Origin of the sequence: Paenibacillus sp. SAFN-117 (assembly GCF_051966115.1) — a bacterium.
Taxonomy (GTDB): domain Bacteria; phylum Bacillota; class Bacilli; order Paenibacillales; family NBRC-103111; genus Paenibacillus_L; species Paenibacillus_L residui.
Map to the genome: position 1 here is coordinate 22,062 of NZ_JBQCLK010000002.1, position 23,242 is coordinate 45,303.

Sequence of the window (23,242 nt, forward strand, 5' to 3'; positions counted from 1 at the left end):
AATCCTCCTTGTCAAATTCGTTATCGAGTCAGGGACCCGATCGCTGTTATCCCTGTCGCCAGTTCAATATATTTTAAGCCGCCCTTAAACAACGCAGCTGATGCATTCGTCAATCGTTCTTTTCTTCGTGCGGGTATAATAGAGGGTCTTCAGCCCTTTTTTCTGCGCATAAATGTAATACTTGGCCAAATCTCTAGTCGTCAGATCATCCTTCACATAGAGAATGGTCGAGATGGCCTGATCTATATGCACCTGCACCTCGGCAACGAGGTCTATCAGATTGTACATGTCCATATCATAAGCTTCTTTATAATAGAAGAAATTGTCCTCATTCAAGAACGGCATCGGATAAATCGTTCTGGAATCCCCGTATTCGCGCTCCTCTATTCTCTGCGTGATAGGCGCAATAGACGCGGTGGAGGATTGAAGGTATGAGATCGACCCTGTCGGGGCAATGGCCATCCGGTAGGCATGATAGATTCCATGCTCTTGAACCAGCTCCTTCAAGCGGAGCCAATCTTCCTTGGTCGGGATCACATGGCCTTCAAATAATGCTTTCACTTTATCCGTGCGCGGAGAATAATCATTATCCAAGTACCGGTCGAAATAAGCTCCGTTCGCATACTCGCTTTTCTCAAAATCCTTGAACGTTTCCTTCCTTTCCTTGGCAATCAGCATCGACCGCTCCAGGGAATAGAAGTTGAGCATCATGAAGAAGGTGCGTACAAAATCGATCGCTTCCTTCGATTCGTACGGAATTTTGTTCGAGGCCAGAAATCCGTGCAGGTTCATGGCCCCCAAGCCGACGGAATGAAGCTCCCGGTTAGCTTTGGCGACAGAAGGAACGATGGCAATGTTGGTGCGGTCGCTCACCTCGGTCAGCGCATCCATGGCCAGATGAACCGTATCCCTCATCCGCTTGTTCTGCATCACATTCACAATATTCAGCGATCCCAGGTTGCAGGAAATGTCGCGATGGATGTCATCCTCTACCCCGTAATCGTTAATGGTGGATACTTCACTAAGCTGGGCGATTTCGCTGCACAGATTGGAAAACTTCACCCGGCCGATTTTTTTGAGGGCATGATATTCATTGGCGTTATCGACGAACATTATGTATGGGTAGCCGGATTCCATCTGAATTTGCGCAATTTTTATGATGAGGTCTCTGGCGACGATTTTCTTCTTGCGGATATTCGGATTATTGACCAGCTCGTCGTACATTTCCGTAATATCCATATCGTCCAGATGCATTCCGTACTCACGATAAACCGTATGCGGATAGAACAGGTACATGTCTTTATCCTGCTCCACCAATTCGAAAAATTTATTAGGAGCAACGACGCCCAAGGAAAGCGTCTTGATCCGGATTTTCTCATCGCTGTTAATCTTCTTCGTATCCAGAAACTCATGGATATCGGCGTGGAACAGGTTGAGGTAAACGACCCCGCTGCCGTCACGCTGGCCCAATTGGTTCGCATAGGAGAAGGCATCCTCGAACAGCTTCATAACCGGCAGAACTCCGCTTGCTTTGCCGTCCAGCCCTTTAATTTGTTCGTCGGCCGCACGGATCTTGCTTAGATTGAGGCTGACACCGCCGCCGATCTTGCTTAACTGCAGAGCCGAATTGATCGCGAATCCGATCGAGTTCATCGAATCATCCACTTCCAGCAGGAAGCAGCTGACCAGCTCCCCGCGCCGCTTTTTGCCTGCGTTCAGGAACGTGGGCGTAGCCGGCTGATATTCCTGAGAAATCAGCAGATCCGCATATTCCCTCGCCTTTTGCATATCGCCGTTGCCCAGGAACAGCGCTACGACCGCAATCCGGTCTTCATACCGCTCCAGAAACTTGGTCCCGTCATTCGTCTTCATCGCGTAATTGTTGTAAAATTTAAAAGCGCTCATAAAGGACGGAAAGCGGAACTTCCGGGCATACAGCCCCTCATACAAGCTCTTCACTTCGGCAAAGTCGTATTTGTCGAACAGCTCTTTCTCATAATAGTCGTGCTCGATCAAATAATCGATCTTCTCTTTCAGATCATGGAAGAAAACCGTGTTCTGATTCACATAATCGACAAAATAGCTTCGGGCCGCCTCCCGGTCTTTGTCAAACTGGAATTTGCCGTCCTTAAGCACCATAATTTCATTATTAAGCTGTATCCAATTGGAAAGTTGCGTGGACAATTTGATTGACCTCCTGTTTAAATCGCTCGACATCTTTGTTCGTGCCGCTCAGCTCGAATTTCATCAGCAAAGGCACCGAGTACATCTCGGCCACCCGGTCTCCGGCCAAGCCGTAACGGGCTCCCCAGTTCATATTGCCGCTGGAAGCAACCCCTTGCAGCCACCGGCTATTTTCCTCCAGAAATTTCAGGGTCGTCTGCGGAACCTGCCCCACACCCGTAGTATAAGTAATCAGCACATAGGGCTGGTCGACGGTTAACCCTTCCGTAATTTGAACGCATTCCAGCTCCAATTTGTTCACGAACCGTTTCACGTTTCCTGTCTTAGAGTCAAATACGATAAGCATAGCTACCTCCATGGGCATCCACGTTCGGGGTCGTTCCATAGCAATCTACCTATCCACTTTTGAAGTAAAATGTGATAGCAGGATGCCGGCTGGCAGCAATTAACTCCGCCAAGCCCCGGAATTTAGAACTTCCAATGCATTAAAAATGGCCCATCCGCCGGTGGTGGGCCAAAAACGACAGCATGAAAGCTACAGAGCCATAAAATGGGCTCTGCTCCGTGTCGTTTCAACCTCTCATTCCCCGAAGATGCGAAACTTGCAGAGATAGAAGGCAGGTCTACTGGCTTTGTGCTTCATCCTACTTTGAGCCCTTCCCGTATAGACCCGCCCCAAGACGCTGCCTATACAGTGGTATGCTCATTTCATCCGCACTTACAGTTGCGGGGACAGCTCCGGATTCACACCGGATTCCCTATTAAGTCAAATCTGACACCTTCTTCTCTATCTGTTATATTCAGTTAACTCTCTATATCTAGTATCTGTCGTCGAAGATGAACACTAAATATAGTCTCCTAACGTAATATACAATGTTTCTCTGTAACAATCAAGAGGCATTTTGGCATATTTATATTTTCATAGATTTACATAACGGACATCGCCGTTGAGGTAAATAATTCTCCTGCTATTCCAGCCGTCTCTTTAACGGCCATGAAGCTGCCCTCCTGCGGAATAAGGCTCACCCGGGTTGAGGTCGATCACACGCCTTCGCGGTTCATTTAACGAGTGCTGATGCTCGCAGCGCCAACGCTGGCTCTCTGCGGAACCGATCGTTTCCCCGTCTCGAATGATGTCGCCCCTTTCATACAAATAATAGGCGAGATCGACGAGTATGGTGGCTACTTCATTCGGATCAAGACCGGTAAAATGACACTGCAGGTCAGGCACCCCCATCGCGGCAAGACCGCATGTATCGACGAGCATTTCCGGCTGGCCTGTCCCGTCCCCTTCCGCCTTGTATAATCGCACGTTCATAGCCCCGTGCAGCCATTCCCCTTCAGAAATTGCCCGTAAATATTCCTCGGGCTGAACGAGCTTGCCGCTTGTTTTCCAATAGATGGCCTCGCAAGGCGCCGTTTCCAGAAGAGCGCACAGAGCGCTCTGAAACAGTTTCAATCTTTCTTTATAGTTCAGTCCTTCCGCGCAGAAATCGGTCAGCAGCAAGGAATAACGGCAGCCTCCGACCACTTGGCGGGCATCCGGCCAATGCCACGATTGCTGCAGTGCAGCTTCATACAAGGCCGCTTCCGGCGGACGCTCAGAGGGTAAGATACAAGTTTGCGCAGGAACGACTCCATCGCGGTATTGGACCATATAGTTGGAATGATAGAATAAGAGAGGTTCGAAATCTTGCCGCGTCCGCTCGCCGGAATGGGCCTCCGATACGACCGGATCCCGATCCCGCGCACCCTTAGGAGCATGTTCGTCGAGCCTGGCTTCCCCGGTATATTTCTGCATCTTTGCGTATAACCGTTCTTGATTCAGAATTGGCTTGTGCCGGTACAGAAGTTCCACCATCCATACAGGAGCGAAGCCGGGGAATTCCTCTTTGGACTTCACGATCGTCTCCTGCTCCTGCTCCTGCTTCACCGGTGCTTCTGCGGGTTCATGAGCTTCCTCCGTCACTTGCTCTTTGCTTTTGCTCCATTTGCGAAATAGATCTAACCAGCCCATTATCATTAAATTCCTCCTGTCTATCCTGATGTTTTTTCTAACGGACCGTCACCCGACATCCGCTTTGCAGCCTTCTTATTCCTGACGGATACCGTTCCGGAGCCTTATCCATCCCATTGGCAAGGCTATAGCCCGCTCCTTGGTCCGGCCCCGGCTTCAGGGATCGTTTCATGCCCCGAAACTACATATAGCACATCCGCTTGCATTTTGCCATTCATCCGTCTCCACCTCTGCTAAATTATTCATAATCAGGGAGCCGTTAAATAATTTTTCATAACTTTTTTCAAACTTACTGTTTCTTTTTTTTGCAGTTTTAGGTAAAGTATTAAATGTTGTTAATTTATCAATTTATAGAAAGAAGGCTGAGTTAAGTACGATGATGAAGAAAAAATGGAACGTGCTGTTGGCAACTACCGTCCTAACAGCGGGAATTTTGTCCGGATGCGGTTCGGATAACAAACCACCGACAACAACCGACCCTTCGCCAAGTCCTACGGCATCCACCGAGCCTTCGGCTTCCCCGACGGCCAGCCAGAAGCCTGCGGCGGACGGGAAAGAGCTGAAGAGCAAGGACGAGAGCGTGCAAATTACTGTTCCTAAGGATTGGAAAGAGAATGACTCGCTAAACGCGCAGGCCATTCTGGGCGCAGCCAACCTTGTGAAAGAAAAGTACGTGATTGCTGTTCCATTCGCTAAATCGGAATTTGCTGACGATACTACGCTTGATGATTTCATGACCGTTGCTAATCAGAACATCGAAATGACCGCGGAAAATACAAAAATCAGTGAAACCAAAGATATTCAAATTGACGGCATCCCCGCAAAACAAGCCGTTATTTCGGCCGAGATTACCGGTATCAAAGTCCGTTATTTGATTACATACCTGGAGAAAGGCAACCGTTTCTATCAATTGGCTGCTTGGACATTGGATGAACGCTATGATGAGTACGAGGAAGAATTTACTAACGTCATTAATTCTTTCCGGGTTCTGAAAGATGATGTTGAAACTACGGCCGGGAACGGTTCGGATTCCAAAACGAGCGGCAAGGATGTCGTACTTACCGATAGTGCAGACTTGACGGAAATTACACTGCCGGGCGGCTGGACGGAAGCTAATGGGCTGAACGACGAAGCCGACCTCCAAGCCCTTAATCTCTCTGCAGGAAACGAGAACTATCTGATGGTTCTTAACGAGCCCAAGACAGATTTCGACGACGGATTTACGCTGCAAGAATACTACGATTTGATTATGTCCATGCAGACAGACGGTTCTCTCATCGGCAACGCCGTCCATTCCGATCCTGTTGAAACAGATATTAACGGTAACAAAGGCATCCAGTTTGAAGTCCGGGGAGAAGTGGATAAAGTCAAGATCGCTTATCTGTTTACACTGGTAGAATCCGAAAACGGCTTCCACCAAGTAATTTTCTGGACGAATGCCAATAAAATGGATGATAACAAGCAAACTTATATCGACGCAACCAACACGTTTAAAGTTAAGAAGTAATTACACTAACCGGTGAGCTTTCGGAATCGATGCGGGAGCATTTATGGCTGCACGATATCCGGCAGTCCGCGGAATTTATCAAGCAATGGCACTTATTAAATCATTAGCAGGAGCGAAGGGGCGTACCAACACCCCTTCGCTCTTTTTTCCGGGTGGAAGATTAATCCCGGCTCCGAAAACGCGATGAAGGCGCCTGCCTCAGTCCGGAGCACAGAACGCCTTCGTATTCATATCACTGCTATATTAATTATGACTGGGCTACTCTTGCTCTCCTTCTTTGCGGCATGTCGGGGAGCTCATTGACAGAGACCACCTGATCGGTTTTCTTCCTGGGCTTCTCCCAATACTGTTCATTGCCCGGCAAATCATCGAACCAGGCCGCATCGTCAGGGCAATCCAATACCATAAACCGGCCATAATGCCCCTCTCGGGATTGGTGATATTTCAAATACGCTTTGCCGTCCTGAATCGCCAAAATTTCAATTTTGCCGGAAGTATGGCTCATCGAGAGGCGCACACGCTTACCCAATCCGGAAGTGAGAGCTTTGGCTTCTTCCACGATCTCGTAAGCCCGCTTCAAGGGGAGTACAAAATCTTTGTTACCGGCAACCGGACGGTTGATAAAGAAATAATACGGAGTGACGCCCGCCCAGGATAGCTGGTCTAACAATTCTCCCAGAACGACAGGGTCATCGTTAATTCCTCTCAGCACCGGAGTCTGGTTGACAACAATGGCTCCTGCTTCATGAAGCGCCTGAAATGCCCGTTTCGCTTCCGGTGTAATTTCCCGCGGATGATTAATATGAGCCATTACATATATTCGTTGTTCAGGAGTCGAATAAGTCCGAATCGTATCCAGCAATTCCTGGTCTTCGTATATCCGCATTGGGTTAAAAACGGGGATTTTGGAGCCGAGGCGAATAATTTTGACGTGCTTGATTTCCCGAAGCCGTTGGAAAATCATCTTCAGCTTGGAGGTGGCGAGAATCAGACTGTCTCCGCCTGTCAGCAGGACGTTGTTGATTTCGGGATGCCGGGAAATATATTCAATTCCCGGATCTACATCCAGCATCGCCTCTTTGACATCGTTGCGGAATAGCCGTTTGCGGAAGCAATATCGGCAGTAAGCGCCGCAAACCTCCGACACAATCAACAGAGCTGTTGTCTTATACTTGTGCTGGCAGCCGGGAACCACATAATTCGTGTCCTCGTCGGAAGCATCCCAGCGGCCGTATTCGAGAAGCTCTCCTTCATTGGGAATTACCAGCTTCTTAATGGGATCATGGGGATCTTGCCAATTGATTAATCCTAAATAATAGTCGTTAACCCGAAAAACGAACTTCTCCGTTATTTGCTTAAGCTTTTGTCTCTCTTCCTCCGGTATAGCCGTTATCTTGTCGATATCGGTGATATACTTCGGCTGGGCCATTCCAATTCCTCCTTTATTCTGTTCAAGTCGTGTCTCTTCCTATCTTAGTAATGAGCAGGAACCAAGAGCCTATAGGCGGAGGTTCGCTTAGAATCGATTCTTCGGTATCCACGTTCAACACCCCATTCCAATCAGTGTATAAAAGCAAAAATGTCCCGCCCTGACGGAAAGCCCATCTCTGTCAGCGGCGGGACCCTATACACAAAAAGACCCTACAAGGGTCAAAGTGTAAGCAAGTTTGCTCCTATATCAGTCTTGACCCATCCACTGCAGACGAGGTTAGCTGACGGGCTCGGGAAGATGGTTCCCTACATTCGTAAAGCAATGATTCGCCCCAATAACTGGTTCCCCCGCTTTCCGATGTGATAATCGGAAATTAAGCGTAATCAAATTGTATAGCAGAATAAGGAAATTGTCAACCATTAAGCCTTGACAACCATCCTTTACAAAATCGGCCATCCCCTTCCTTTTACTGCTCAACGCCATTATCCCCTCCCCTAACTGATTGATTTTTTGCCCCTCCCTCGCCGTTATCTTCTCCGCTCCTGCATGACTCCGCGATAGCTAGACCCATTTCTATCACGAAATCTCTCATTATTAAATACTCTATTACTATTAGATAAATCTATTAAATTGCTTTATCAAATTTTGAGGACGGTGGTTTGTATGATTCATCCGGATACGGAGCTTCGCTTCGTTAACGAAAAGATAGGGCTCGGCGTATTCGCGACCAAATTTATTCCTAAAGGAACTATTGTTTGGGTATTGGATGACTTAGATATGATTCTGGACGAGGATTACGTCGATTCTCTGGAACCGCTGCGGCGGGATATCGTCTACAAATACGCTTACCAAAATGAAAAAGGAGAATATGTTCTGTGCTGGGACCACGGAAGATACATCAATCACAGCTTTAATCCTAATTGTATAGGAACGGCGTATGAACTGGAATTAGCGGCGAGGGACATCCATCCCGGCGAAGAGTTAACGAGTGATTATGGAATTTTGGGGGATGAGGAGCCCTTTGTATGTGTGCCGGAGGAAGGCACCTCCCGGACTATAGTCATGCCCGACGATTATTTGCATTATTACCGGTTGTGGGATGAGATGGCCGCGGAAGCCTTCAAATATTTTAATCAGGTGGATCAGCCTCTGAAGCATCTCATTCCCCGCAAATTCAGAAAAAAAGTCCATGCCGTCGCCGCAGGCCTGAGACCGTTGGATTCGATCCTGACTACGTTTTAGCCTTATTCGGCCTGGCTGGAATTTGATGAAAGAGGTGAACGATATTGGCAACTAACTTGGTGATAAGCCTGCTCGGAAGCAGCGGAGGGGTAGCCAAAGCATTGCTTGCCTTGTTAAATCATTCTTGTCAACACGCTTCCGCCCCACTCCACTCCCTTCTTCAGAACAGTCAAATCCATTTGATAGATATCCGGCAGAAACCATTGAATCATTACCGGACAAGATATCCGTCCCTGGCTGACAAACTGGCCGTACATTCGTTCGATTTGGCAGACACGGACCGCTTTAAGGAGCATTTGCTCCATACCCGGACCAATCTCGTTATTGATGTCTCCTGGGCCGATACCGTCGGCATGCTGGAATGCTGCAATGAATTCGGCATTTCCTATATCAACTCGGCTCTGGAAAATACTTGGGTGGACGAAACGGAGGCCGTGGAGAGATTCACCCTGCTGGAAAGATATCGCATTGTAGATGAAGCAAGGGATAAGTATACAAATATGAAAGGAATTCTGTGCTCGGGAATGAACCCGGGGGTCGTCCAGTGGATGGCCATAGAGATGATTAACCGTTACCCCGATGAACGTCCGCTCGCTTGTTATATAGTAGAACAGGATACTTCCTTCTATAGAGATCCGTCCGTCATTCAAGCCAACACCGTCTACTCCTCCTGGTCACCTGAATGTTTCCTTGACGAAGCCATATTAAATTACCCGGTGTTTATGAAATGGCGTTCTCCTTTCGTCATTTTTAGAGAAGTGTACGAGCTGGAGTTCAAGGTCACCCTTGGGGACAAAAGCTTCTACGGCTGCCTTATGCCGCATGAAGAGGTTGTCACGTTAGGGAAATTGTATGACATGGAGGTCGGCTTCCTCTATCGGGTCAGCGAATACATGACCGATATCATCCGAACGAATCTGGACAATGTGGACGATTTATGGGACTGGCATCACCGGGTGCTCGATCCCGAGGAAGCGGAATTATTGGGCGAGGACCTGGTCGGGGTGCTGCTAGTATACGAGGATAAAGAACGCTATATGTATAATGTTTTGGACAATCGTTCCATCTTTCGCAAATTCGGAATCAGCGCCACCTATTTTCAGGTCGCTTGCGGACTGTACGCGGCAGCTTCGGCGGCGATGCTGGACAGCCTTTCTTCAGGAGTGCATTATGTAGATGAACTTCTTCTAGCCTCGGCTTCCCGCTACGGCAGTTATGTATCGTATTACATGAAGCATTTTGTTACAGGGGAAAACCATTCCTCGGACGGTTTGTTATCCGACCGGATCAAAGAAATACCGACGGAATAGACAGCAGCCATCCCGGAATGATACGATGGGGAAAATATATGGATACAGGTGGCTTCCATGAATTCAAGAGGTAGAATGGGACTTCTGCTGCTTTCCTTTCTGCTTGTTGCAGCTTCGATTCCCGTGGGTATATCCGAGTCTGACGGCCCTTTGACGATCGGCGATCCTTTGCTGTCATCACGGCAGCCGGATTCCTATCTCCACTCCGTCGTCAGAAGCTTCGAGCCTACAATGGCCGTTCTCATCGCTGTAGTTTTATATCTGATTTTTCTCCGGAAGAAGCTGCTGCCGCTTTTTCATTTTCGTTATGCAGATTTAATGATCTTCAAACTGCGGCATCGGCAATTTCTGATGCCTATCAAGTTTACGTCCACTTTCGTGGGCTTCCGTATAGATTTGTTCCGGTGAACATTTCTATACAGAAAGGAGCCTGAGGAACATGCGGCAGAACAAGCCACCTGTGGATGAGAACGATCCGAAGCGAATTAACAGAGAGCTGTTAGGGACATTGCTGTTTCTGATTTTCGCCGGTGTCGTCATCACGGTTGCCTACTTTTGGATAGGTTGAGAAAAGCAATTGGCATCGATTCCGCAAATCCTAATCTAGTAAAGCAGGCTAGTGGAGTGTTAAGCGGATTCCGGCCCATAGTTCTTAATTAAGAAACCGTCCGGCAGATACGCTGTCGGACGGTTATTATTGTACATATCCTCGCCGGCATAGCCGGCCTGCTTCCCGCGCTTCCGCCCCGCTTCTCTTCTTAATGATTAGCCTGTAGCTTTGGATAGCGCACGAGCGGAGATGATCTCGCTCATGCTTTCCGCTCCTCGATAGATCCGGGGCACCCGGGCGGTTATCATGGCCAGAACTTGCTGGGGGATGCTCCCGATATGATCGGCCAGGTCGTCCAGTTTGATTTCCCTGTCCCTTTGCTTCCCGATCAGCGTTACCGGTGTACCGACGGGATAATATCGGGGCAGCCGGATGATGATTTGATCCATGCAAATATTTCCGGCAATCGGAGCCGCTTGTCCATCAACAAGCGTATAGAAGCCTTGATACCCTTTGCAGCAGCCGTCCGCATAACCGATGGAGACGGTGCCCAGCCACTCGTCGCAAACAGCCGTGTAGGAACGGTCATAACCAATGCTTTCGCCCTGCTTTACATATTTGACCTGCACGATTTCCGAATGCAGGGACAAGGTCGGCTTCAGCTCGACATCCAATCTCCGCTTGACTTCCCCGTCACATGGATTGATTCCATAGACAGCAGCCCCTACCCGCACCATATCGAGAGAGAACTCCGGATATTGCAGTGCCGCTGCGCTGTTGGAGCAATGTGCAATAAAGCCGGCAAAACCGGAATCAGCTACCCACCCTCTCATCTCTTTAAAGCGGCTGAATTGCCGTTTGTAATAATCTGAGTCCGCCTGATTGGCTGTTGCGAAATGAGTATACACCCCTTCCACAATGAGGTCTTCACTCTGCAAATATGGGGCCATCGCTTCCCATTCGGAGAAATGGCGAATGCCGATGCGGCCGAGGCCGGTATCCATTTTGACATGCACACGCAGCGGCTTGCGGCTCTGCTTGTGCCGTCTCATCTCCCTCAGCCAGCCTTCATCGCAAACCGTCAGGGAAATCCCGTATTCCGCCGCCAGGTCCGCATCGGCCGGAAGTGCCGGCGTCAGTACGAGAATAGGTACTTGAATGCCGCTTTCCCTAAGCTGCAGCGCCTCGCTGATCAGACCTACGGCCAGCGCATCGGAACCGGCCTGTAAAGCGGCGGCCGCCGCCTGTACGGCACCATGCCCATATCCGTCCGCCTTCACGGCCGTCATGAACTTTGTCTTCTGAGGCAGACGCCTGCGGATTTCCTTAATGTTGTGGCGGATTGCGTCCAGATGCACATCTGCCCATGTATGCCGATACCTCGGTTTAACCACCATATCCGCTCGCCTCTTTTCTGAGAGTCTCGACCACTTCCTCAAGCTGCCAGCCCCTGGAACCTTTGATTAACATAATGCAATCCTCATGAAGCTCTTCCTTTAACAGTTCGGCCAATTGCTCTTTATCCATACAGCTGGTAATCCGGCTCTCCTCCATATTTTTCCTGGCCGCTTGGGCAATATGTGCCGCCGAGGTGCCCAATGTGTACAGGGCGTTCAGTCGCTCCCCGTCCAACTGCTCTCCGATTTCCCGATGCATTCGGTCCGACTCCTCCCCAAGCTCGACCATATCTCCAAGAACCGCAATTTTGCGCTTGTCCGGATTCAAGGAGTATAAGGTGTCCAGCGCAGCCCGCAAACTGGTAGGGTTCGACTTATAAGCATCGTTGATAATCAGGCATCGACCGGCCTGAACTAGTTCGTTGCGCATTCCGGTAGCTTCCACTTGCAGAAATCCTTGCCTGATCTGCTCATAAGTAAGTCCAAAGTGGCGGGCGGCAGCAATGACGCTCAGCGCATTGATCACCTGATGCCGGCCGAGAAGCGGGATAAACATTGGCGGACAATCAGGATCGTTAATGGAGAAGCGGACCCCCTTGTCCTCAAGCCTGTATTCGACAGGATAGAGCTGCTGCCCGCGACCGCTGCCGAATGATACGGTTTCGAACTCCACCGTAAGCTCGTCCAACCGGTCGGTTAACCGGGGATTATCCCCGTTATAGATGAACAGGCCGTTCTTCCGCAGACCGCATAGAATTTCCAGCTTCGCTTGGACTATCCGCTCCCGGGTCTTCAAATCGCCCAGATGAACCTCGCTCACATTAGTGATGATCGCTGCATCGGGCTTGGCCAGCGAGGCCAGACGATAGATTTCCCCCAATCCGGACATGCCCATCTCTACAACGGCCATTTCCGTATCCTCTTCCAATCGCAGCAGGGTTAATGGAACGCCCAGATGGTTATTCAAATTACCCGGCGTTTTCATAGTCTTATACTTCACAGACAGGACGGCGGCCAGCATATCCTTGGTCGATGTTTTTCCGTTGCTGCCGGTAATCCCGATAACCTTCACCGCCAGCTGCTGACGATATGCTTTGGCCAGACTCTGCAGAGCATCCACCGTATCATCGACAAGCACCAGAGGGATGTCCTGCGGCGGATCCAATTGCTTGCGGTCCCAGAGTACAGCCGCGGCACCGCCGGACAGCGCCTCCCTGACGAAGCTGTGACCGTTAAAGCGATCGCCAATGATCGGAACGAACAAATTTCCATCCTGTACGGAACGCGTATCTATGGATACTCCCCGCACTATCGTGTTCCGATAGGCCTCCCGGGGCAGGTCTGCTCCGATCATTTCCGCTATTTGACGTAAGGTTCTGGTAATCATTATTCATCCCTCCTGTAATTACGTGCCTGCTTCCGCTCATGCCGCTCCAAAGCCAGCTCAATCAGCTTGTCAATGAGCTGAGCGTAGGTGGTGCCGTTCGTTTTTTCCCATAACGTCGGGAACATGCTGATTTTCGTAAACCCCGGCAGGGTATTCACTTCATTGATATAAATGTCATTATCGTCGGTAACGAAAAAGTCCACCCTCATCAATCCGGCCCCGTCCAACGCCGTAAAGGCCTGAATGGACAGATCCATCAACCGGCTGTGTATATCGTCGGTCAGGCGGGCGGGGATTTGCTGAATAAGCCGGCCGCTCTTGTATTTTTTATCGTAATCGAAAAAATCCAGTTCCTTAATAAATTCTCCGGCCACGGAGCATTGCGGGTGATCGTTGCCGATGACCGCCAACTGAATTTCCCGGCCGATCACTTCCTTCTCGATCACGAGCTTCCGGTCATACTGCAGCGCTATGTGGACAGCTCGGCACAAGTCTTGGCGGTTGTCACACCGGCTAATGCCCACACTGGAGCCAAGGTTGGCCGGTTTAACATAGCAGGGATAGCCGATCCTCCCCTCGATCCGCAAGCATTCCCGCTCCGCATCGCTTTGCCATTCATGCTGCAGCAGTGCGGTATAATCAGTTTGCGGAATTCCTGCTTGGGCAAAAAGATCCTTCATGATGACCTTGTCCATCCCGGCGGCGGAGGACAAAACTCCGTTGCCCACATAAGGAACGTCCATCAGCTCGAGCAAGCCCTGGACCGTTCCGTCTTCCCCGTTAGTCCCGTGAAGCACAGGAAGAACGACCTTCCGTTCCGTCCCTTCCGAAAACAGCTTGCACAGCAGATTGCCTATCGAGGCCGCCGGACGGGTGTCCGGGTGTTCCGCCTGCAGCTCGGTGACGTCGGTCAGCTCATGATCGAGCAGGCCAAGGCTGCACCAAATTCCCGCTTTCGTAATATAGATGGGAAAAACATTATATTTTTGCTTGTCCAATGCGTTCAGCACCGTGAGGGCCGTCAAGAGAGAAACCTCGTGCTCCGCCGATTTCCCGCCATATAATACATACAGATTCGTTGTCATCTCTAATCCTCCCGGATATTAATTATTGATGGAGTGCGTATTTCATAAAAGAAACTAGATGGAGCTCTGAATACAGAACTTCACGCTGCGCCATTCTGTATCCTCATTTCCGGAGCTCCTGCTTCCGGTATAAATAACTATAGGAAAAAGAGCTGAAAAGTAATTCAATTAATCCTTAAGAAAACATAAAGAAAAGTGAAATAATCTTTAACAAAAGCCCCTTCAGAGAGGCCCCGGCTCATCTCCCCCCCGCCAAAAAACGAACCGTGAAGCCCAGGGAGGAAAGAAGCAGAGTGCAATCCGGGCGAAGCGAAGTGAGTGTACACTCTGACACACTCTGACGTAAAGCAGCCTCTCGATGTTCATTCGTATTTCTTCCTCTCTCTAAGCTTGGGACTATTATCCCGTTTGACAGGAGCGATGACCCGGGTTTCATCACCTGATTTGACTTCAACCATTTTTTATAACTTTTAAAACGCTGAACGATTTAGCCCGAATTCCCTCACACGAAGACAGTGAGCGAAGGGGATAATAAACAGATGGACCATGATCAAGGGACGATGACGGTATAACGCGACACTGAGCGGAGGGGATAACAAACAAATGGACCATGATCAGGGGACGATGACGGTGACACGGGGGACACTGAGCGGAGGGGATAACAAACAAATGGACCAAAATCAAGGTAGGATGACGGTATAACGGGACACTGAGCGAAGGGGATAACAAACAGATGGACCATGATCAAGGGACGTTGACGGTATACACGGGACACTGAGCGAAGGGGATAACAGACAAATGGACCATGATCAAGGGACGATGACGGTATACACGGGACACTGAGCCAAGGGGATAACAAACAGATGGACTATGATCAAGGGACGATGAAGGTATGCACGGGACACTGAGCCAAGGGGATAACAGACAAATGGACCATGATCAAGAGACGATGAAGGTATGCACGGGACACTGAGCGAAGGGGATAATAGGCAAATGGACTAAGATCAAGAGACGATGAAGGTATGCACGGGACACTGAGCCAAGGGGATAACAGACAAATGGACGGTAAATGAGACACGGTTCCGGCTGATTGTAATGATGCAATAAGAAGCGCCCTGAACGGACAAAACGTGAAGGAACCGTGAAGGCTTTTGAAAAAATAGCGAGGCTAGTGGTCAATTTCCATTCACATTTGCCCTTCTCTTTCATCGTTGCCCTTTGAATCATTGGAACAAAGGAGTAAGAGAAAGCACCTTGCATCCGGGTCGGCAACAACATCGCAAAGACGAGCAAAAGTGCATTAAAATCCTGCCTTTTTCCAAAAAGAAGGCGAAAGACGCTCAAATGTGCAGGTCTTTTTGCCAGAATGGAGCCATTTCGCAAAAATCGCTGAAAAGACCTGCATTATCGCTTTAGAATAAGGTATCGCGCGGCTTTTTCCCAAAAAGAACTGCAGTTTTGATTGTCTTTTTACACAATCCGGCGGGCGACCGGGCTGCCCATAAAGTCCCCGGTGCTGAGCGGTGCTGAAAATCGCAAACCGGATGGGGCAGCACCTTAAGGCTGCTTTTGGAATAAAAAAAATGAACCTTCGCAAGGCATCATGCCCTGACAAAGGTTCAGGTTGCGCGCCGCGGCTATAAGACTTCGGACCAGCCGGCTTCCTTCAGCATAGATTCCAGGCTTGTTCTCGCCTTTCGGATCTGCTCATCGAGCTCCTCCGGGGACCAAGGGCCGGGATGAGCCCCATCCGCTCTTTCCACCTGTACGGATCCGGTAAATCCGGCTTCTTTCATTTGGCGGAACAAATCCGTGAAGCGGACGTCTCCTTCACCGGGGACCGGAAAATCGGCGTTCGCTCTCGCCCCCCGGTGATCCTTGGCAATGAAGGAATAGAGGCGTTCAATGATGATCGGCATATCCTCCTCGGAACGGATTCCTTCATAATAATGGACATTGCCGGGATCATAGCAGGCCTGCACGAAGTCGGAGCCTATGGCCTCCAACGTCTGCTTCAAATGTACCGCCGTCGCCGTATTCCCTGTATGCGGCTTTAATGTCACCGTTATCCCGTAACGTTCAGCCCATTCCGCGATTTCCCGAAATCGGGTAACGAAGCGGTTGTTCGTCCTTGTTAATTCTTCCTCCGGCAGGGGACTATCCGGGAATTGATGGTAGCCCCATGTACCCAAGGATAAGATTTCCTTCACGCCCAACTCCTTGGCGGCCTCAAAGCGGCGGCGCGCTCGTTCGATAGGCTGTCCCGGCGCCAACTGATTGGTTCCGACCAGACATACCGGCTCCAATCCGTACCGTTCACAAAGAGTGACCAGCCTGCCGGGAGCCGTTGAATCGTCCTCATCGGGCACCTCTGTTCCTTCATGAGGCAGACCTAGCGACACGTATCGATACCCTGCCCGAGAAATTCCTTCCAATGCTCTCTCCAATGATTCATTCCGATAAGGCAGCGTCATACAGGCCAGCTTCACCATCTTTGCTCCATTCCTTCCGTTCGATTATTTCCATAATTTGTGAACCCATAAAACAAACTCCTTCGATCTTCGAGGGATGGAGAGGACATCCCGTTACCGGGCTGTCCCTTAAGCGATCGGCTCCACATATACTTCGCGTCTTTCTTTAAGAGACCTGTAGGCCGCCTCCGAAACGGCAATCGCCCGCAAGCCGTCCTCCAAAGAGATCATAGGGCTTCTATCTTCCCGGATACAGTCGATGAAATGCCCGTTCATCCGTTCCCACATATCATTTCCGGTGAAGGTTATTCGCTCCTCCGGACCGTCGGCCGCCTGAATCCTTACTTCCCCGTTATTATTCAGAACAGTCAAGCCTTCTGCGGCGACGCCGGTTATATCATACTCCACTCGTGTGATCCAAGGTGTGCTGACACTGGCTATTCCGCCATTCCGGAAGCGGATGGCTACCGTAAACCCGTCAGCGACGCTGCCCGGTGGCAGCAAATAGGTCCCGCCATAGGAAAATACGCTCTCCACCTCTCCACACATCCATTGAAGCAAATCGTAATCGTGGGAACCGTGCGAATAGATCGGGCCTTTCGCCTCCGCTTCGTTAAAATACCAATCGGGAGTTTCATAATAGTGGTCGCGGTATTTATCATATACCTTCATGCCGGGGTCCAGGTAATGCGTTCTCATGGACCAGGCTTGCAGAGTCTTCCCCGCCTCGGGACGCATCAACGCTTCCTTCAGCTTGCGGTAGGCCGGATCGAAGCGCAGAGGGTAACCGACCATCGTCTTCAGCTCCGGGTGCTTCTTGCCGGCCTCCACGATGTCCATTCCGTCCTCCAAGGAAGTGGCCAACGCCTTCTCCAGAAATAAATGCTTGCCGGATTCAAGTACGGCCTTGGCCAGCTCCGCATGAAGATGATCCGGAGTCGCCACCCATACCGCATCCAAATCCTGCTCCAGCAGCTCTTCGGCTCTATCATAGACCGATGCACCAATTTCCTGGGCCAAGCTGTCCGCTTTCTCCCTAGTCCGGTTATGCACCGCCGTCACCTTCACCCCGGGCATACCGCTTAATGTCCGTGCATGAAGCGTTCCCATCAAGCCGCATCCGATAATGCCAGCTTTAATCATTTAATTCACCTCATCCTGGGTTATTGGCTATGGTTTTCTTCGAAAGAATACATGTCCCAAATCGCCTGGTGGGACTTCAAGGATTCCCATCCATCCGTTTCCGGTGTTTTGCCTTTAATGATACAGTCCAAAAAATGCTCAACCTGAAAAACGGCGTTCGTTCCCCTGTCCTCCGGTATTTTATCTACAGGGCCAAATACGGTCCTTTTTCCCTGCTTATCGATAACATCTATGGTTCTCATGTCAAACGCGATCAGCGCATCGGGAGTATGAAGGTGAAGCAGGGCCGGAGATTCCTTGTATTTCATCCCCCAGCTTGTAACCAGATGGGCGACAGCGCCGCTTTCAAATTTCATAATGCTGTGGGCAGTCCCCTCCCCCTCCATCCATTCGGTTCCGAGGTTCGTTCCAACCGCCGCCGAGATGGTCGGATGGCCGAGCAGCCATATGAGCAGGTCGACATAATGACACCCATGGCTGAACAGAACCCCTCCGCCTAACGTCTCTCTGCGCGAGATCCAGGTTCCCGGCGCCGGGGGCAGGTAGGCCTGTATCCAGCACTGCGCGCTGAATACTTCTCCGAATTCCTTCTTCTCCACGATTTCTTTAAGCCTGCGAACAATCGGCAAATATCGGACTATGTAAGCCATCATAAAAACCACATTGTGCTCTTCCGCTGCATGGATGATGCGGAGCGAATCCGCTTTCGTCGTAGCTAACGGCTTCTCCAGCAGCACATGCTTGCCTGCGGCCATGGCCTGCAATGCTTGAGGGGCATGTAAATGATGAGGCGTGCATAGGCTGACTGCATCAATATCTTCGATAATCGCTGACCAATCCGTCGTATAGCGGCAGCCCAGCTCCTTGGCGACACGGGCCGCCTTCTCTTCCTCCAAATCAACCACCCACGTCAGTTCGGCTTGTTCTGCCGCATGATAAGCATAAGCATGCTGCAAGCCCATATTCAGCCCGACGACGGCTGTCCGTACTTTTCTCAATTCGGTTCCCCCTATCGTCCCATTTGTCTATCATCCTAAAGCAAATCTCCGCCTAAATCTTTAACTTTCCGGACGATTTATTTGCATTTTTGCAGCATAGACTTTATTGAATCCACCCGGAGGAAACCGTTTTCCAAACCGCAGAATGTGATGTAAAATATTAGGTAATGTCTGTAGATGAGGTGATTGGAATGCACTACGTCAGACTCCGCCTTAAGGAAGAATTCACGGTGAATCAAATTATTTCCTTCCATTATTCGGAACTGCCCAAGAACTCGTTTTTTCCGGGAGAAAAGCATGATTTTTGGGAGTTTTTATATATGGATAAAGGCGAGGCGGAGATTACGGCGGGAAAGCATACGCTTCATTTAAGGCAGGGGGACCTGGTATTCTACACCCCTAACGAAATCCATAGCTTGAAAGGAAACGGGCATAGTGCGCCCAACATCATGATTGTCTGCTTCGAGTGCCATTCTCCGGCTATGAATTACTTTAAAGATAAATGTTTTCATCTGGGAGATCGCGAAAGAGCGATACTGTCTTCCCTGCTTCATGAAGGACGGCTCGCATTCGACCGCTCTTACGGGAATAAGTCGGCGCTTCTGGTCAAGAGAAGCCCGGCGGAATTCGGCTCAGAGCAGATGGTCAAAATTTATTTGGAATGGCTGCTGATCCAGTTGTTCCGCAACGACAATTTGCTCAGCCGCGAGCCCCGACTTTCCACGGGAGCCAAAGAGAAAACAGAGGCGTCCATCGCAAACAGCGTTATGCGCTATATGGAAAACCATCTCTCCGGAAACCCGACCCTGGAAGAAATATGCCGGCATGTCCATGTCGGGGCCACTCGCCTGAAATTATTGTTCAAGAAGGAAACGGGCTATACCTTATCGGAATACCAGAACAAACTGAAGATTGATAAAGCGAAGCAATACATTCGCGAGGAAACGATGAATTATACTCAAATTGCGGAAAAGCTGGGATACAGCAGCGTCCATTATTTTTCCAGACATTTTAAAAAATGTACCGGCATGAGCCCGTCGGAGTATGATAAAAGCATTAAAGCGAGAGCTTTGGACTTTTTTTAACAGGAATGCCTTCGAAAGTATTTCGTCCTTACTCCGATAAGAGTCGGCGTGTAAACTTACCCCTAATCGCGGTCTATTGGATCAGGCGAAATTGTCATATAGAAGATTAATAACCCGCGATGAATAAAACGGGCAGCGTTACCGCTGCCCGTTATTAAATCCCATGCTTTCAATCCCCCGTCTGCAGCCAGTACCAGCTGAGGTATGTCGGACTTGCTTGACCAATTAAGACTCTGCCTGCCGGGAACCGCCGGAATTCGAATTGGGTTCGGGCAGTCCTCCGCCGGCATCCTCCTTATGTTTAAAAAATGCCGCCATAAACGGCAGATGGCACAGAAGGATGATACTCAAGCCGAACCACAGCAAGCCATTCGCTGCCATCGCTCCATTCAGCAGACCAAATAGCGAAAAACCGGCCATATAGGAAGCGTCCTGCATAGGCAGCGTGATGCTGTTAAATCTGCCCTGCATGCCCAGATCGATCCTGGATTGCAGAATCGAAAAATAGATGATCGTAGCCATAATTTCGAATATAGCGGCCACAATCAGGATGAACAAGGACCAGACAAGCCCGAAAGGCAGGCTTAACCCGGCCAGCAAAACCGCTTCTCCCAGGCCGAACACCATATAGATAGCGGTAATGGAAAATCTGTTCCGACAACGGGAGATGACGGTATGGCATCCGATGGCTCCCACCAAAGCACCCAGGCCTTGTGCGGCCAGCAACAGCCCCCAATACAGCTCCACGTTCCCATAACTGCCCGCTGTCGTAAGCAGATACAGTTTCAATATTCCGAGAGTAAGCGAGTAACCGAGTGCCGTGATCACCAGGCCCAAGATGAGCCGGTCTTTAAACAGCAGACGAAGCATCTCCCGATTGAATCCCGTCCCTTGATGTGTGGAATTCTGCGTTTTCCTTCTCTCCGGGACATGTACCATACTAAATAACACAAACGACAGCAGCCCCATTACCGAACAGATCAGCATGACCTTCGTATAATCGAGGATAATAATCATCAGGCTCCCAAGCAGCGGGCCGACAATTTTAGACAGCCTGTCGATCCCCAGCACCAAGGAATTGCCCTGGATTTCTTCCCCTTTAGGAATGACCGATGCGCGCAGGGTCAAGGAAGCCGGCGAGCCGATCGTCTGTGAAATACCTATGGCCAGCAGTGCGAACTGAACATGCCATAATTGCTGTGTAAACGGCAGAATGGCAATGAGCAGGCTGTACGATAGCACATCCAACGTTGTCATCCGCTTGGCCCCCCACCGATCAATCCACACCCCGACGATCGGGCCGAGCACTATTCCCGGAAGCAGCTCCATAACCATTCCCGAGACAAATTCTTTGCCTATACCGTATCGGTCGTTTAAAAACAACGGAATGACGGCGGCCAAGATCCACTTCGTCAAATCCCAAATTAACAGCGCGGTCAAATAACGCCTGAATACATGATGCCCCGATAATAATTTCCAAACGGACAATGGTCTCCCCCCAAGTAATTGAATTTTTTACTTGGGGGCGTAAGCAATCAGGAGGACCACCGTCTCACCTCCTTTAAGAGTTTACGCGCAATAAGAAAAGCTCCTCACGGAGCTATTTCCACAAATGAATAACCCGGTTTTAAAGGTAGCTTTATTAACAGATATTGTAATTCAAAGCATCCGGATTGATCAACTAAAATTTTCGTTTCTATTATTAGTTCTTCCTATTCAGCAGAGTCCGCAATCCGCTAAGTACCTAACACTGTCTTGCCTCTCGGCACCGATCCATGGGAGTCCGGCTCCAAGGTTATGTCTATCGAATCGAACGGCAAATCCGGACTATCCATATGGTACGCAATCGCGCCACGGCCCAGCGCATCCACCTGGAACGTCCCGGCACTCTGCCGCTCCCCTTCGTGAATGAGCCAGACCTGATAAGCGTCCCCTGCCTGATTGGCCGCCAGTCCTGCGAAGCTGCCGACGATCTCTACCTCCGCCCCCTGCCTCAACAGCCAGACTGTGCCTTCGGCCGTATCCATGGAGGCATCCGTCGATTTCAGATTATAAATCTTGATTACTTGCGTGGGGACCGGGTGCGCCGCCACAACAGCAGGCCGGGAGGGCTCCCGTACAGCCGTCAGTTGCTCGTGCATCTTGACATTCCCGCTCAGGGAGACCAGAAGCGCCCCAATTAGCAAGACCGAGGCAGATTTATAGAACCGCGGAGCATAACGCTCCCATTTCCATCTCGCCCGGCGCCGCTCCTCTTTCCGTCTGCGGGCAGTCTCCACACGGGAGAGTTGGAAGGCAGGGACAAGGGCTGGGATCGGCTCCGGTTTCGGCTCTGTTTGCTCATCGGGAAATAGAGAACTTATCACCTGCGTCTTCAAATCCGCCGGCACTTCCTCTTCCTCTGCTTGCAAAGCCAATGCCGTCCAGACCTGCTTTAACTCCCGCGCTTCTTGCCGGCAGGCAAGGCAGTACAGCAAATGCCGCTCAAAGCGTACCCGGTCTTCCTCTCCACATTCTCCGGCGACATAGGCTATGAGCAGAGAACATTCATCGTTCCGGTGATCCATATCTTCCCCCCTCCCATTCCATCTTCAGATGTTTGCGCAATATTTTTAACGTTTGATGAAGCCGGCTCTTCACCGTACCAAGCGGCTCACCCTGCATCCGTGCAATTTCCGCAAGCGAATAACCTTCCCAGTACAACTGCTGAAGCAACTCGATTTGACTGGCGGACAGCCAGCGATAGGCCTCACTTATTTGCCGTCTGATCATTTTGCGCAGCTCTGCGTTTCCTGTCGGGTTGGAAGAACGGGATGGCATCCGCTCCCAATCCTCTTCATCGATTAGAACGGTCTTGTACGCATTTCTCTGTTTCCGGATATAATCCATCGTCAGGTTGCGGGTGACCGTAAGCAGCCAACTGGCGAACCGCCCTTTGTGCGAATGGTATCCTTTCTCCGTAGACCACAATCGGGTAAAGACCAGTTGAACGATTTCCCTGGCCGTCTGTTCATTCTGCGAGGCCTTCAAGGCAAACGAATAAACGAGACGCACATAGCGGTCATACAATTCTTCCAGAGCCGCACGGGACTTGTCCCTTACCAGATCCATCAGCTGCTCGTCCGTCATATTCCGCATCAGCGGTCCTCCTTCCTGCCATCTTATAAGACACATCAAAAACGGCATAACCGTTTATAGCATTCGTTATTTTGGGGGTAAATCATTTTCCGGAAAAGCAAACCGGTCAGTCTTTCCTTACGGCGGCAGCACGGGTCCGAATGGATCGAGCCGCTTGACCTGGAGAAGCTGTACCGGACAAATCTGATTGCTCTTGCCAAGCATACCGATAATAGAAAAGAAGCACAACCGTTTATTGATTATTTAAACCAAAAGCCTGCGATGATACAATCATTTCCGTGCAAAAAAACCTCAGA

At 50.1% G+C, this 23,242-nt stretch carries 19 protein-coding genes and 2 riboswitches; of the genes, 6 read left to right on the forward strand and 13 right to left on the reverse strand.

Going from position 1 to position 23,242, the window contains the following annotated elements; all coding sequences use genetic code 11:
• Positions 1 to 84: 84 nt before the first annotated feature.
• From nrdE to ACTHRH_RS02205, 3 genes are all read right to left on the reverse strand, one after another.
• On the reverse strand, positions 85 to 2,217 hold the full coding sequence (gene nrdE, locus ACTHRH_RS02195; RefSeq protein WP_144941793.1) for a class 1b ribonucleoside-diphosphate reductase subunit alpha: 2,133 nt from the start codon (positions 2,215 to 2,217) through the stop codon (positions 85 to 87).
• Positions 2,150 to 2,530 carry a class Ib ribonucleoside-diphosphate reductase assembly flavoprotein NrdI gene (nrdI, locus tag ACTHRH_RS02200; protein ID WP_144941806.1) on the reverse strand — a complete coding sequence of 127 codons (381 nt, stop codon included), beginning with the start codon at positions 2,528 to 2,530 and terminating at the stop codon, positions 2,150 to 2,152. Before nrdI ends, nrdE begins: the two co-directional genes overlap by 68 nt.
• A gap of 253 nt (positions 2,531 to 2,783) precedes the next feature.
• Positions 2,784 to 2,981: riboswitch (cobalamin riboswitch) on the reverse strand.
• Positions 2,982 to 3,169: 188 nt separating this feature from the next.
• Entirely contained in the window at positions 3,170 to 4,201 is a 1,032-nt protein-coding gene (locus tag ACTHRH_RS02205; RefSeq protein ID WP_144941791.1) for a DUF4261 domain-containing protein, read from the reverse strand.
• Positions 4,202 to 4,577: 376 nt separating this feature from the next.
• Here ACTHRH_RS02205 and ACTHRH_RS02210 point away from each other — a divergent pair, with 376 nt between their 5' ends.
• Positions 4,578 to 5,708 (forward strand): PsbP-related protein, encoded by a 1,131-nt coding sequence (locus ACTHRH_RS02210; RefSeq protein WP_144941694.1) that lies wholly within the window; start codon positions 4,578 to 4,580, stop codon positions 5,706 to 5,708.
• A gap of 247 nt (positions 5,709 to 5,955) precedes the next feature.
• On the opposite strand, the gene ACTHRH_RS02215 is transcribed toward ACTHRH_RS02210, so the two are convergent.
• A complete protein-coding gene (locus tag ACTHRH_RS02215) occupies positions 5,956 to 7,137 on the reverse strand; it encodes a KamA family radical SAM protein (protein WP_144941692.1) in 1,182 nt (393 codons plus the stop codon).
• A gap of 253 nt (positions 7,138 to 7,390) precedes the next feature.
• Positions 7,391 to 7,530, reverse strand: a riboswitch (cyclic di-AMP (ydaO/yuaA leader).
• 273 nt (positions 7,531 to 7,803) lie between these two features.
• Here ACTHRH_RS02215 and ACTHRH_RS02220 point away from each other — a divergent pair.
• The 4 genes from ACTHRH_RS02220 to ACTHRH_RS02235 are packed head-to-tail and all read left to right on the forward strand — an operon-like array spanning position 7,804 to position 10,260.
• On the forward strand, positions 7,804 to 8,382 hold the full coding sequence (locus ACTHRH_RS02220) for an SET domain-containing protein (RefSeq protein ID WP_144941690.1): 579 nt from the start codon (positions 7,804 to 7,806) through the stop codon (positions 8,380 to 8,382).
• A gap of 41 nt (positions 8,383 to 8,423) precedes the next feature.
• Positions 8,424 to 9,692, forward strand: a complete 1,269-nt coding sequence (locus tag ACTHRH_RS02225) for an S-adenosylmethionine decarboxylase related protein (RefSeq protein WP_144941688.1) — start codon at positions 8,424 to 8,426, stop codon at positions 9,690 to 9,692.
• A 57-nt stretch (positions 9,693 to 9,749) separates the two neighbouring features.
• Positions 9,750 to 10,100 carry a hypothetical protein gene (locus ACTHRH_RS02230; RefSeq protein ID WP_440413884.1) on the forward strand — a complete coding sequence of 117 codons (351 nt, stop codon included), beginning with the start codon at positions 9,750 to 9,752 and terminating at the stop codon, positions 10,098 to 10,100.
• A gap of 31 nt (positions 10,101 to 10,131) precedes the next feature.
• Positions 10,132 to 10,260 (forward strand): hypothetical protein, encoded by a 129-nt coding sequence (locus ACTHRH_RS02235; RefSeq protein ID WP_260982238.1) that lies wholly within the window; start codon positions 10,132 to 10,134, stop codon positions 10,258 to 10,260.
• A gap of 197 nt (positions 10,261 to 10,457) precedes the next feature.
• Here the strand turns inward: ACTHRH_RS02235 and alr are convergent, their stop codons facing one another.
• The 6 genes from alr to ACTHRH_RS02265 form a co-directional block, all read right to left on the reverse strand.
• Entirely contained in the window at positions 10,458 to 11,639 is a 1,182-nt protein-coding gene (alr, locus tag ACTHRH_RS02240; RefSeq protein ID WP_440413886.1) for an alanine racemase, read from the reverse strand.
• The gene (locus tag ACTHRH_RS02245; protein WP_440413888.1) at positions 11,629 to 13,026 is read right to left on the reverse strand and encodes a UDP-N-acetylmuramoyl-tripeptide--D-alanyl-D-alanine ligase; all 1,398 of its coding nucleotides are present in this window, start codon (positions 13,024 to 13,026) and stop codon (positions 11,629 to 11,631) included. Before ACTHRH_RS02245 ends, alr begins: the two co-directional genes overlap by 11 nt.
• Positions 13,026 to 14,111: a D-alanine--D-alanine ligase gene (locus ACTHRH_RS02250; protein WP_440413890.1), complete on the reverse strand. Its 1,086-nt coding sequence runs from the start codon at positions 14,109 to 14,111 to the stop codon at positions 13,026 to 13,028. Before ACTHRH_RS02250 ends, ACTHRH_RS02245 begins: the two co-directional genes overlap by 1 nt.
• A gap of 1,637 nt (positions 14,112 to 15,748) precedes the next feature.
• Positions 15,749 to 16,603 (reverse strand): sugar phosphate isomerase/epimerase family protein, encoded by an 855-nt coding sequence (locus ACTHRH_RS02255; protein ID WP_440413892.1) that lies wholly within the window; start codon positions 16,601 to 16,603, stop codon positions 15,749 to 15,751.
• Between the two features lie 108 nt (positions 16,604 to 16,711).
• Positions 16,712 to 17,725, reverse strand: coding sequence for a Gfo/Idh/MocA family protein (locus tag ACTHRH_RS02260; RefSeq protein WP_440413894.1), 1,014 nt, complete (start codon positions 17,723 to 17,725; stop codon positions 16,712 to 16,714).
• 20 nt (positions 17,726 to 17,745) lie between these two features.
• A complete protein-coding gene (locus ACTHRH_RS02265) occupies positions 17,746 to 18,723 on the reverse strand; it encodes a Gfo/Idh/MocA family protein (protein ID WP_379287177.1) in 978 nt (325 codons plus the stop codon).
• A gap of 191 nt (positions 18,724 to 18,914) precedes the next feature.
• Here ACTHRH_RS02265 and ACTHRH_RS02270 point away from each other — a divergent pair, with 191 nt between their 5' ends.
• Entirely contained in the window at positions 18,915 to 19,808 is an 894-nt protein-coding gene (locus ACTHRH_RS02270; RefSeq protein WP_440413897.1) for an AraC family transcriptional regulator, read from the forward strand.
• A 225-nt stretch (positions 19,809 to 20,033) separates the two neighbouring features.
• On the opposite strand, the gene ACTHRH_RS02275 is transcribed toward ACTHRH_RS02270, so the two are convergent.
• The 3 genes from ACTHRH_RS02275 to ACTHRH_RS02285 form a co-directional block, all read right to left on the reverse strand.
• Complete coding sequence (locus tag ACTHRH_RS02275; protein ID WP_186328162.1) at positions 20,034 to 21,296, reverse strand: MFS transporter; 1,263 nt, start codon at positions 21,294 to 21,296, stop codon at positions 20,034 to 20,036.
• 248 nt (positions 21,297 to 21,544) lie between these two features.
• Positions 21,545 to 22,375, reverse strand: coding sequence for an anti-sigma factor (locus ACTHRH_RS02280; RefSeq protein ID WP_144932799.1), 831 nt, complete (start codon positions 22,373 to 22,375; stop codon positions 21,545 to 21,547).
• A complete protein-coding gene (locus ACTHRH_RS02285) occupies positions 22,356 to 22,946 on the reverse strand; it encodes an RNA polymerase sigma factor (protein WP_144932773.1) in 591 nt (196 codons plus the stop codon). Before ACTHRH_RS02285 ends, ACTHRH_RS02280 begins: the two co-directional genes overlap by 20 nt.
• Positions 22,947 to 23,242 lie beyond the last annotated feature (296 nt).